Origin of the sequence: Mycolicibacter acidiphilus, assembly GCF_018455725.1 — a bacterium.
Lineage (GTDB): Bacteria > Actinomycetota > Actinomycetes > Mycobacteriales > Mycobacteriaceae > Mycobacterium > Mycobacterium acidiphilum.
Window position 1 is genome coordinate 64,458 of record NZ_JAHCLR010000014.1, and the last position, 11,755, is coordinate 76,212.

The window sequence follows — 11,755 nt, forward strand, 5'->3', positions numbered from 1 at the left end:
TCCGCCCGCCTCCCTCGCCGGGTCCGGGGTCTTATCGTCCGACCAGGCAGTCGCGTTAGGCTCATCGTCCGTGCCCGAAGCCATCCAGGACGCCGAGCTGCTGGCCGCCGCCGCGGTCATGCTCAACCAGCACGCCGCGTTGCTGCGTGAGCTCGGCGAATTGTTCGACGCCGCCGGCCATCAGCTGTATCTGGTGGGTGGGTCGGTGCGCGACGCGCTGCTGCGCCGCGCCAGTCCCGACCTGGACTTCACCACCGATGCCCGCCCCGCGCAGGTGCAGCGGCTGGTGCGCGGCTGGGCCGACGCGCTGTGGGACACCGGTATCGACTTCGGCACGATCGGGGTAGGCAAGGGCGCCAAACGCCTGGAGATCACCACGTTCCGCGCCGACCAGTACGACCGGGTGTCGCGCAACCCGGAGGTCCGGTTCGGCGACTCGCTCGAGGACGACCTGGTGCGCCGCGACTTCACCGTCAACGCGATGGCGGTGCGCATCACCGGCGCGGGCCCGGGGGAGTTCCTCGACCCGCTGGGCGGTCTGGCGGCGCTGCGGGATCGGGTGCTGGACACCCCGACCGCGCCGCAGGACTCCTTCGGCGACGACCCGCTGCGGATGCTGCGCGCCGCACGTTTCGTCGCCCAGCTCGGTTTCACCGTGGCGCCCCGGGTGCAGACGGCGATCGTGGAGATGGCGTCGCAGCTGTCCCGTATCACCGTCGAGCGGATCGCCGCCGAACTGGACAAGCTGCTGCTGGGCGCCGACCCGGCTGCCGGCGTCGACCTGATCGTGACCAGCGGGATGGGTGACGTGGTGCTGCCGGAGATCGGCGGCATGCAGATGGCGATCGACGAGCACCACCAGCACAAGGACGTCTACCAGCATTCGCTGACCGTGCTGCGCCAGGCTGTGGATCTCGAGGGTTCCGGCGGGCCGGATCTGGTGCTGCGCTGGGCGGCGCTGCTGCACGACATCGGCAAGCCGGCCACCCGCCGGCACGAGGCCGACGGCGGTGTGAGTTTCCATCACCATGAGGTGGTGGGGGCGAAGATGACCCGCAAGCGGATGCGGGCGCTGCGCTACTCCAAGCAGATGATCGACGACGTCTCCCAGCTGGTCTACCTGCACCTGCGGTTCCACGGCTACGGCGACGGGAAGTGGACCGATTCGGCGGTGCGCCGCTACGTCACCGACGCGGGCCCGCTGCTGCCCCGGCTGCACAAGCTGGTGCGCGCCGACTGCACCACCCGCAACAAGCGCCGGGCGGCGCGGCTGCAGGCCAGCTACGACGAACTGGAGCACCGGATCGCGGCGCTGGCCGAGCAGGAGGACCTGCAGCGGGTGCGGCCGGACCTGGACGGCAACGAGATCATGGAGCTGCTGGGCATCCCGGCCGGGCCGCTGGTGGGCCGCGCCTGGTCGTTCCTGAAGGAGCTGCGGCTGGAGCGCGGGCCGCTGTCCCGCGACGAGGCGACCGCCGAACTGCTGTCCTGGTGGGGGACACAGAAGACGTAGCGGTCTTAGCGGAACCGGTAACCGCTCGGGTCCGTCTAACCGGGTATGGACTACTGCCTGGGTGACGGTGACGGCACGGCGACGTTCTTCAGCGGCCCGCCGGATCTCGACCTCGACGGTGACGGGCTGCCGGACGCGATCGGCCTCGATTTCGACGGCGACGGGCTGCGCGACGACGCGCTGGCCGACCTCGACGGCGACGGGATCGCCGACCATCTGGTGCTCGACGCCGATGCCGGGGGTCGGTACTTCACCGACGACGGGACCGGGACGTGGGGGCAGGGCTCGGCGGGCCGGCCGGGCGGCCTGCGGTGGCTGGGCCTCGACGGTGCCGAGCACACCGGCGGCCCGATGGTCGACTTCGACGGGACCGGGCACGCCGACGACCTGCTGGTCGACAGTGACGGCAACGGGCTGGCCGACCGGGTGCTGATCGGTGACGGCGCCGGCGGGTACCGGGAGGCCTACGTCGACACCGACGGCGACGGGCGGTGGAACGTCAAACTGACCGATGCCGACGGCGACGGTGCGGCGGACGGGGCGACGGTGTTGTGAGGGCCGTCGAATGATCGCTCGCCAGTGCGCCGGAGTTCATCCCCACCGCCCGCGGCGACTCGCCAGTCGACGGCGGCACCCCGATCGCTGATGCGGTGGGTCGTTCACCGCAGCCCGTGCAGCAGGAGATGAGGCCGTGTGGACGGGCGCGGCCGGTGGCCCGTCCGGAATGAGCGGTACTGGATCCGATGATCTCGAGGACGACTGCGTCCGCCGCATCATTGCGGCGGCAGCCGAGCATGAGCCCGGGATCACGGCGATGGTGCGATCGATTGCCGCGGCTTCTCTTGGCGGCCTGCAACGACCCGATTCGCGACTCAAGACACCTGAGGCGGTCGCGGAGAAGTTACGGAGGCTGGCCAGGCGCGGTCAAGACGTTGCGAAACCGAACATCATCAGCGACGCACTTCGCTACACGTGGGTTTCGACCACTGACCCCCGGTACTGGGAAGCCGCTGAAACTCTGATCGAAAGATTCACTGCCGCGGGCTATGCGGTAGTGAACGACCCGCGCGGATGGCTTCGTGACGGGTACAAGGGTCGCAATGTCGTGCTTAAAGCGCCCGACGGGTACCCGTTCGAGATACAACTCCATACGAATGCTTCCCTCACCGCAGCAGAGGAGACGCATCAATTTTATGAAATCGAGCGTCGGCCCGAGACACCCTCGTCGGAGAAGCGACGGTTGCGAAGGCGGCAGAGTGCTGTTTTCAAAGACGTACCCTGGCCGGATAGTGTCCCGGCGGTAGGATGAACGCCGTGCGGTACTGGGTTTGGCCGGAAGGCGCGGACGCTTTAGTGATCCGCGCCGAAACTGATCCGCGTACGGATTTCGATGTCGTGCCGCAGATTTGGAACCGTGCCGAGTCGCGGTGGATGGACGACTACGAGATCGCCGGTGAGATGCTCCGCGAACCGAACGTGTCCGAAGTTTCCGCGGAAGTGGCGCTTGCGCTGATCGGCGCGCACGACGCAGCCTGATCGGCGAATCCGAGACGCCACATCGGCGGGTAACGGGGGCGTGCGTCGATACCGACGGCGACCGAACCACGGGCGGGGCGACGGTGTCGTGAGCCTGGCTAGCTAACTGATCTTGTGCGTCCGGGGTGGGTTGGCGGTCCGGTTGGGGTCGAACTGCGCTCCATCGACCGCGACCCGAGGTTCACTCGAATGCACCGATGCGATGGCTGTTCCTGGATGTGGAGCGTGTGTCGACGCCGCTTGGTGTTTCCTCAGACGTGTGCCAGAATCGGGCGCAGCAAAGCCACCTGCGTGATGCAGGGGTCAGGTTTGGGGGAGTGCGCAATGAACAAGACATCCATTGGGGCGTGCCTGGTGGCGCCGCTGCTGGCGGCACCGCTGGCGATCGGCGCGGCGAGTTTCCCGGCGCTGGCCGCCGAGGCAAGCCACACCGGCTACCTGCTGACCAGCGAGGCGCTGGTGATGATCCCGGCGATGAACCAGGACTGGCTCGACCTGACCAAGTCGCTGTACCTGGTTCCGAACGGCTTCGACAAGGACAGCGACCCGACGTTCCTGCAGGTGCCGGAGACCTCCAACCTCAACCAGAGCATGGCCGGCGTGCAGGACATCCTGATCAAGGCCATTGAAACCAAGTGGGATGCGGGGGAGTTCAGCGCCGAGGACCCGCTGTACGTCTTCGGCTACTCGCAGGCAGCGGTTGCGGCGGGGATGAGTGAGCAGGCGCTTCACGACTACGGAATCCCCTCGGACGCCTTGCACTTCGTGTTCGTCGGCGACTCAGCGACGCCAGACGGATTCCTCGCCAACATCATGGCCACCCTGCTGCAGTGGGTGCCGGAGTCGTGGCGGCCGGAGGTGACCGACTGGATCAACCAGTTCGCCGAGATGAACCACATCAACACGGCGATCGGCGTGGTTACCCCGGACAACCTGTTCACGACCGATACCTACACGTTGACCGGTGACGGCTTCGCCAACTGGGACAACGGCGCCAACGCCCCGGGGATGTTCTGGGATCACCTGGCGTACCTCGGGTTGACGCCAGACGAGATCGCAGGTGCGACTATCGACCCCTCAGATCTGACGACGTACCACATCATCGACAGTGCCGACGTGAACATGTTTGACGCACTGTCGAACTCGTTCAACATGATCATGGGCGGGATGCTCGCCTGGTTCTGAGTCGCCGGTGCGCTCAGCGCCCAACGCTGTGTTGAACGGCTCCGGCTCGCTTCGCGTAAGCGCTCAGCGACCGGGCCTCGGTCTAACGGTCCCGGCTCGCTTCGCGCAAGCGCTCAGCGACCGGGCCCGGGCGGCCCCGCGAAAGCCTGGGCGATCCCCAGCCAGCGCTGCGCGTCGTCGCCGGCCGCCACCAGATCCAGGTCGGCGAGCGCCCGGCGCTGGGTGACCAGGAAGCAGAAGTGCTCCGCCGACCCGGTGACCCGCTGCGCGGCGTCGGCCGGCCCCCACGACCACACGCCACCGTCGGGCGCGCGCAGTTCCACGTGAAACACCTCCGCCGGCGGCGTCAGGTTGTGCACGGTGAACGCGAAGTCGCGGGTCCGCACCCCCAGGTGCGCGATCGAGCGCAGCCGGGCGGTCGCGGGCCGGGTCACGCCGAGGGCGTCGGCGACGTCCAGGCCGTGCGCCCAGGTCTCCATCAGCCGTGCGGTCGCCATCGACGGGGCGCTCATCGGCGGACCGAACCAGGGCAGCTTGCGTCCGTCGGGCACCGCCAGCAGCGCCTCGTGCAGCCGCGCCCGGGTCGCCCGCCAGTCCGCGAGAAGCTCCGCCGGTGGCAGCGCGGCGAGGTCGGCCGCGCCCTTGTCGACGAACCCGGTCGGGTCGGTCATCGCCGCGGCCAGCGCATCGGCGAAGCCCGCCTCGTCGGTGACCGCGGTCAGCGAGATCCGGTCGGTCCACAGCAGGTGACCGATCTGGTGGGCGATCGTCCAGCCCGGGGCGGGTGTCGGCTCCGCCCAGCGGGCCTCGGCCAGCGGCGCGACCAGCGCATCCAGCTCGTCACCCTCGGCGGTCAGATCGGCAATCACCGCAGCAGCATCAGCCATCTGCGTACTCTAAGCCCTGGCCTCCGCCGGGTCCCGGCGCCGTCCGAGCACGCTGTGCGCGACGAGGCCGATCAGATACAGCAGCACCCCGGCGACGATCAGCCCCGGCGCCTGCCCGTTCGGTGGCACCACCGCCGCGGTGCCGGTCACCGCGATCAGGAACGCCACCCAGAACACCGAATCCTGCACGGTGAAGACGTGCCCGCGCAGGGCGTCGTCGACGTCGATCTGCATCGCGGTGTCCGCGCAGAGCTTCACCACCTGTCCGGCCACCCCGAGCAGGAAGCCGCACCCCACCAGTACCGGCAGGTACAGCCCGATCGCGCCGAGTTGGATCGCCGCCGCCGCCGCCAGCGCGCCGTTGCCGGTGGCGTAACGCCCCCACCGGCGCACCGCCGGCGGGGTCAGCACCGTGGCCAGAAACGACCCACTGCCCGCCGCGGCGACGAACAGCGCCGTCATCCCCAGCCCGGCCACCGAGTGCTCGCCGACATGGCGGACCAGCACCAGCACCAGCAGCATGTTGATCCCGAACGCCATTCGGTGCGCGGCCAGCCCGGCCAGCGTGGCGGCCACCGTCGGACGGTCCCGCACCGTGCGCACCCCGTGCAGCCAGCCCGTCGTCACCGCGTAGAACACCGACCCGTGGATCGCCCGCTTGGTGTCGTCGGGGCCGAGCACATGCGGGGCGAACCGCAGCGACAGCACCAGGGCGAGCGCCACCGGCAGCGTGACCAGCAGCATCACCGACGCCGCCCCGCGGTCGTCGGCGCCCACCAGCCAGCGCGGCACCAGCATGAAATTGGCGCCGAAGAACGCGCCGACCGCGCCGGTGGCGATCGCCAGCGCGTTCATCGTCACCACCTGCTCACGCGGCACCACGTGCGGCAACGCGGCCGACAGCCCGGAGGAGATGAACCGGGTGAATCCGTTGGCGAGCAGCGCCGTGCACAGCACCGGCAGATCGCCCGTCCCCGCCGCCAGCAGCGCCGCGATCACGACCACCAGCACCAGGCGCGCGATGTTGGTCACCACCAGCACCATCCGCCGGTCCCAGCGGTCCAGCAGCGCCCCGGCGAACGGCCCCAGCAGCGAATACGGCAGGAACAGCACGGCGAACGCCCCCGCGATCGCCCACGGGTCGGCGGCCCGGTCCGGGTTGAACAGCAGCGCACCGGCCAGCCCCGCCTGAAACAGCCCGTCGCCGAACTGACTCGCGGCCCGAAGCTCCAGCAGCCGCCAGAACTCCGGCAGCCCGCGCGCCGACCGCCACAGTGCGGCGGGGGCGCGGGTGTTCACCACTGGACCTACTTCCGGGTGCGGGCGGTTGTCCGTGCGGCACCGGCCCTGCGCCAGAGTACAAACCGCACACCGATGTCACGGTCCGGCGGAGGTCGACACGTTCGCCAGGTGCGGGTGCCATGATGGGGGGATGGCGCAGTCCGAAGACCCCGAGGATTTCATCGCGCCCGCGACGCACCGGGTCCGGGCCGGCACCCTGCTCCTGGCGAACACCGATCTGCTCGAGCCGACGTTCCGGCGCACGGTCATCTACGTGGTCGAGCACAACGACGGCGGGACGCTCGGTGTGGTGCTGAACCGCCCCAGTGAGACCGCGGTGTACAACGTGCTGCCGCAGTGGTCGGACCTGGCCAGCAAGCCCAGGACCATGTTCGTCGGCGGCCCGGTCAAGCGCGACGCCGCGCTCTGCGTGGGACTGTTGCGGATCGGGGTGCGGCCCGACGGCATCCCGGGCCTGCGTCACATCGACGGCCGGCTGGTGATGGTGGATCTGGACGCCGACCCGGAGACGATCGCCCCCCATCTGGAGGGGCTGCGGATCTTCGCCGGCTATGCCGGCTGGACCATCGGTCAGCTGGAGGGCGAGATCGAGCGCGACGACTGGATCGTGCTGTCCGCGCTGCCGTCAGACGTGCTGGTGGGTCCGCGGGTGGACCTGTGGGGGCGGGCGCTGCGCCGTCAGCCGTGGCCGATGTCGCTGCTGGCGACCCACCCGGTCGACATCAGCCGCAACTGACGGACCGCCGGGAGTTACCCGCAGCCGCAACCGCTTCCGCAGCCGCCGGCCGGCTCCGCCGGGACCGGTGCGCTGCCGGAACAGCCGCAGCCGTCACCGCAGCCCAAGGCCTCGATCGCAACGGCCGGGTGGTCCGAGCAGCCGCAGCCGTCGCCGCAACCGAACGCCTCGATCTTCACCGCCGGCTCGGGCATGCTGCCGGGCATCAGCCCCGGGATCGACATGTCCACTGTGCCGGGCTGCGCGGCAGCTTCCGACGCCTCGTCCGGGGCGCCGCCGGCGCACCCGCACCCGTCGCAACAACCACCACCACCACCGGTGGCGGCGGCGATCAGTTCGTCCTGTCGGGCCGCGTACCGGGCGCCCAGCCAGGCGCCGGCGCCGAGGGTGGCCAGCGCCCCGGTAACCCCGATGAACACCCCGAGCAGTCCCACCGCGGGCGGACCGGCCAGTGCGGCCGCGCCACCGGCGCCCAGAATCACCCCGGCGGCCACCTGGGCCGGCGCCACCGCGCGCATCACCCGTTGCTCGGGATCCGCGGTGACCGGGCGGCTCAGCGTCCGCACTCCGAAGCCCAGCGACGCGACGGCGGCGAGCAGGCACAACACACCCGTGATCAGCATGACCTCCAGAATACGAGGTCGTGACCGGTCAGTGGCCGGTGCCCACCCGGGGCTGCGGTGCGGGGGCCGCCGGGGCTGTCGGGGCGCTGCCTGGAACGCTCACCCGGAACCCGTTGATGATCGCGTCGGTTGCCGGCGCTGTGCCGACCGACCGGCCGGCCCCGGTGGTCACCGTCAGAGACACCAGGTAGTTGTTCGCGCCGGCCGGGACGATGACGTGCCGCCGCGACGTGTTCAGGGTCATGTCGCCCTCGCGATAGGTGCCCTCGATCACCGACGACGGGAATCCGTCGAAGTCCGCCAGCGACGCGTTGGTGGTCTGCCAGGCCATCTGCTGCCGACTGTCGACGAAGCCGTGGGTGATCGCCTCCTTCGGGTCGAAGTGTCCGACCAGGCGATACACCACCAGCTGGACGTTCGGGGTGTACAGCGCACCGCTGCGCCGGTCGGCGAAGACCGCGAACGCGTCGGGCACATTGGGGTCGGGCACCTGCGTCCAGCCCGGGGGCAGCGGCAACGTGAGGTTCAGTGCGGTGAAACCGGCCGCCTGCTGCGGTTCGAGCTGCACGTCGTGGGCGGCGAAGTAGTCGTGCAGGGTGCCGGAGGCGGCGGGCACGGCCGTGGGTGGCATCGCGGCCGGCGGTGTCCCCACCGGCGGCAGGCCGACGGGTGGTGCCCCGACCGGCGGCATCCCGACGACCCCGGACGCCCCGCCCGGAAGCATCGTGGTGCCCGGGACCGGCACCGCGGCCGGCTGCACGACGGGCGGGTAACCCGGCGTGGGCGGAACCGGAAGCAGGGGGTCGGCTGCTGCGGTGGCGTCGCCCAGCACCACCGCGGTGGCCGCGGCGAGCGCCGCGCACCCCACCCATCGTCGCAAGCTCGTCATCTCGAATCGGTCCTTCCCCACGGCCCGCGGCAACCTCGGACCGTGCCTGGAATCGACCGTAACCGGGGTTCGGCCGCCGGGCGCCGCTCGCAACCGACCTGGAACGAAGCTCTCACCCGCCCGCAACCCCACCGAGACCAACCTGTGGCGATCGACCCGGCAAACCGGCCCTTTACCCTGTTGAGGTGACCGAAGCCCCGACCACCCAGGCCGACCGCGCCGCCGCCGAGCAGGCCGATGCCGCCCCCCGCCACCGCTACGGCGCGGACCTCGCCGGCCGCATCGAAACCGCGTGGCAGGACCGCTGGGAACAGGCCGGCACGTTCAACGTCGCCAACCCGGTCGGCGACCTCGCCCCGACGGACGGCACCGCGGTGCCAGCCGACAAGATGTTCGTGCAGGACATGTTCCCGTATCCGTCCGGCGACGGCCTGCACGTCGGGCACCCGCTCGGCTACATCGCCACCGACGTCTACGCCCGCTACTTCCGGATGACCGGCCACAACGTGCTGCACGCGCTCGGCTTCGACGCGTTCGGTCTGCCCGCCGAGCAGTACGCGATCCAGACCGGCACCCACCCGCGCACCCGCACCGAGGCGAACATCGTCAACTTCCGGCGCCAGCTGCGACGGCTGGGCCTGGGGCACGACACCCGGCGCAGCTTCGCCACCACCGACACCGACTTCTACCGCTGGACGCAGTGGATCTTCCTGCAGATCTACAACGCCTGGTTCGACGCGGCTGCCGGCAAGGCCCGCCCGATCGCCGAGCTGATCGCCGAGTTCGACTCCGGCACACGCACACTCGACGACGGCCGGGACTGGGCGGCGCTGGGCGCCGGTGAGCGCGCCGACATCATCGACGGCCACCGACTGGTGTACCGCTCCGATTCGCTGGTGAACTGGTGCCCCGGCCTGGGCACGGTGCTGGCCAACGAGGAGGTCACCGCCGACGGGCGCAGCGATCGCGGCAACTTCCCGGTGTTCCGGAAACACCTGCGGCAGTGGATGATGCGGATCACCGCGTACTCCGACCGACTGCTCGACGACCTGGACGCGCTGGACTGGCCGGAGAAGGTCAAGACCATGCAGCGCAACTGGATCGGGCGCTCCACGGGGGCGGCGGCACTGTTCGCCGCGACCCTGTCCGACGGCGGCGCCGTCGACATCGAGGTGTTCACCACCCGGCCCGACACGCTGTTCGGCGCCAGCTACCTGGTGCTGGCGCCCGAACACGAACTGGTGGACCGGCTGACCGCGACGGCCTGGCCCGACGGCGTCGACCCGCGCTGGACGTTCGACGCGGACACCCCGGCGGAGGCGGTAGCCGGCTACCGCAAGGCGGTTGCGGCGAAGTCGGATCTGGAACGCCAGGAGAACAAAACCAAAACCGGTGTCTTCCTAGGCGGTTACGCCGCCAACCCGGCCGACGGCCGGCCGGTGCCGATCTTCATCGCCGACTATGTGCTGGCCGGTTACGGAACCGGCGCGATCATGGCGGTGCCCGGCCACGACCAGCGGGACTGGGAGTTCGCCCGCGAATTCGGGCTGCCGGTGGTGGAAGTCGTTGCCGGCGGCGACATCTCGGAGGCGGCCTACACCGGTGACGGACCGCTGGTGAACTCTGGCCCGCTGGACGGGATGACGGTTCCCGACGCCAAGGCGGCGATGACCGAGCGGCTGACGACGGCCGGGCGCGGCTGGGCTCGCATCGAATACAAGCTGCGCGACTGGCTTTTCGCCAGGCAGCGCTACTGGGGCGAGCCGTTCCCGATCGTCTACGACGGCGACGGCCGGGCGCATCCGCTGGCCGACGCCGCACTGCCGATCGAACTGCCGCACGTGGCGGACTACTCGCCGGCGCAGTTCGACCCCGAGGACGCCGACAGCGAACCGGCGCCGCCGCTGGCGAAGGCAGCCGACTGGGTGCACGTGGACCTGGACCTCGGCGACGGCCTGCAGTCCTACACCCGCGACACCAACGTGATGCCGCAGTGGGCCGGCAGTTCCTGGTACGAGCTTCGTTATGCCGACCCGACCAACTCGGAGACGTTCTGCGGCAAGGAGAACGAGGCGTACTGGATGGGGCCGCGGCCGGCCGAACACGGGTCCGGCGACCCCGGTGGGGTGGACCTCTACGTCGGCGGGGTGGAGCATGCGGTGCTGCACCTGCTGTATTCGCGGTTCTGGCACAAGGTGCTCCACGACCTGGGCCACGTCAGTTCGCGGGAACCGTACCGGCGCCTGGTCAACCAGGGCTACATCCAGGCGTTCGCCTACACCGATGCGCGCGGCTCCTACGTGCCGGCCGCCGAGGTGATCGAACGCGACGGCCGCTTCGTCCTGCCGACCCCCGACGGCGACGTCGAGGTGACCCAGGAGTACGGGAAAATGGGTAAGAGCCTGAAGAATTCGGTCTCACCCGACGAGATCTGCGACGAGTACGGCGCCGACACGCTGCGGGTCTACGAGATGTCGATGGGCCCGCTGGAGATGTCCCGGCCGTGGGCCACCAAGGACGTCGTCGGGGCGCACCGCTTCCTGCAGCGGGTGTGGCGCCTGGTCGTCGACGAGGAGACCGGCGCGACCCGGGTGGTGGATCAGGATCTGGACGTCGACACCCGGCGGCTGCTGCACCGCACCATCGCCGGTGTCTCGGAAGACCTTGCGGCCCTCCGTAATAACACTGCGATCGCGAAGCTGATCGAATACACCAACCATCTCACCAAGGAGCATCGCGACGCCGTGCCGCGCGCCGCCGTCGAACCGCTGACGCTGATGCTGGCACCGCTGGCGCCGCATCTGGCCGAGGAACTGTGGCAGCGACTGGGCCACGACGGCTCGCTGGCGCACGGGCCGTTCCCGGTGGCCGACCCGGCCTACCTGGTCGCCGACACCGTCGACTACCCGGTGCAGGTCAACGGCAAGAAGCGCGGTCTGGTCACGGTGGCCGCCGACGCTGCCGCCGACGTCATCGAAGCGGCGGCACTGGCCGACGAGAAGGTGCAGGCGTTCCTGGCCGGGGCGACCCCCAAGAAGGTGATCGTGGTGCCCGGCCGGATGGTCAACCTGGTCGTCTGACGGC

11 protein-coding genes are annotated in these 11,755 nt (G+C 70.1%); 7 read left to right on the forward strand and 4 right to left on the reverse strand.

Going from position 1 to position 11,755, the window contains the following annotated elements; genetic code table 11:
- Positions 1–70 precede the first annotated feature (70 nt).
- From KIH27_RS09310 to KIH27_RS09330, 5 genes are all read left to right on the forward strand, one after another.
- Positions 71–1,513 carry a CCA tRNA nucleotidyltransferase gene (locus KIH27_RS09310; protein ID WP_214092653.1) on the forward strand — a complete coding sequence of 481 codons (1,443 nt, stop codon included), beginning with the start codon at positions 71–73 and terminating at the stop codon, positions 1,511–1,513.
- A gap of 45 nt (positions 1,514–1,558) precedes the next feature.
- Positions 1,559–2,068, forward strand: coding sequence for a pullulanase (locus KIH27_RS09315; protein ID WP_214092654.1), 510 nt, complete (start codon positions 1,559–1,561; stop codon positions 2,066–2,068).
- Positions 2,069–2,204: 136 nt separating this feature from the next.
- On the forward strand, positions 2,205–2,822 hold the full coding sequence (locus tag KIH27_RS09320; RefSeq protein ID WP_214092655.1) for a hypothetical protein: 618 nt from the start codon (positions 2,205–2,207) through the stop codon (positions 2,820–2,822).
- A 5-nt stretch (positions 2,823–2,827) separates the two neighbouring features.
- Positions 2,828–3,049, forward strand: coding sequence for a hypothetical protein (locus tag KIH27_RS09325; RefSeq protein WP_214092656.1), 222 nt, complete (start codon positions 2,828–2,830; stop codon positions 3,047–3,049).
- 324 nt (positions 3,050–3,373) lie between these two features.
- Positions 3,374–4,234 carry a PE-PPE domain-containing protein gene (locus KIH27_RS09330; RefSeq protein ID WP_214092657.1) on the forward strand — a complete coding sequence of 287 codons (861 nt, stop codon included), beginning with the start codon at positions 3,374–3,376 and terminating at the stop codon, positions 4,232–4,234.
- 113 nt (positions 4,235–4,347) lie between these two features.
- Here the strand turns inward: KIH27_RS09330 and KIH27_RS09335 are convergent, their stop codons facing one another.
- Together KIH27_RS09335 and KIH27_RS09340 are read right to left on the reverse strand one after the other, a co-directional pair.
- The gene (locus KIH27_RS09335; protein WP_214092658.1) at positions 4,348–5,121 is read right to left on the reverse strand and encodes a TIGR03084 family metal-binding protein; all 774 of its coding nucleotides are present in this window, start codon (positions 5,119–5,121) and stop codon (positions 4,348–4,350) included.
- 9 nt (positions 5,122–5,130) lie between these two features.
- A complete protein-coding gene (locus tag KIH27_RS09340) occupies positions 5,131–6,423 on the reverse strand; it encodes an MFS transporter (protein ID WP_214092659.1) in 1,293 nt (430 codons plus the stop codon).
- A 130-nt stretch (positions 6,424–6,553) separates the two neighbouring features.
- On the opposite strand from KIH27_RS09340, the gene KIH27_RS09345 reads away from it, so the two are divergent.
- Positions 6,554–7,159 (forward strand): YqgE/AlgH family protein, encoded by a 606-nt coding sequence (locus tag KIH27_RS09345; protein ID WP_214092660.1) that lies wholly within the window; start codon positions 6,554–6,556, stop codon positions 7,157–7,159.
- A 14-nt stretch (positions 7,160–7,173) separates the two neighbouring features.
- Here KIH27_RS09345 and KIH27_RS22510 read toward each other — a convergent pair whose 3' ends face one another.
- Positions 7,174–7,782 (reverse strand): hypothetical protein, encoded by a 609-nt coding sequence (locus KIH27_RS22510; protein ID WP_250149831.1) that lies wholly within the window; start codon positions 7,780–7,782, stop codon positions 7,174–7,176.
- Between the two features lie 28 nt (positions 7,783–7,810).
- The gene (locus KIH27_RS09355; RefSeq protein ID WP_214092661.1) at positions 7,811–8,671 is read right to left on the reverse strand and encodes an LpqN/LpqT family lipoprotein; all 861 of its coding nucleotides are present in this window, start codon (positions 8,669–8,671) and stop codon (positions 7,811–7,813) included.
- Positions 8,672–8,856: 185 nt separating this feature from the next.
- Between KIH27_RS09355 and leuS the strand changes: the two genes are divergently transcribed.
- Complete coding sequence (leuS, locus tag KIH27_RS09360) at positions 8,857–11,751, forward strand: leucine--tRNA ligase (protein ID WP_214092662.1); 2,895 nt, start codon at positions 8,857–8,859, stop codon at positions 11,749–11,751.
- Positions 11,752–11,755: the final 4 nt, after the last annotated feature.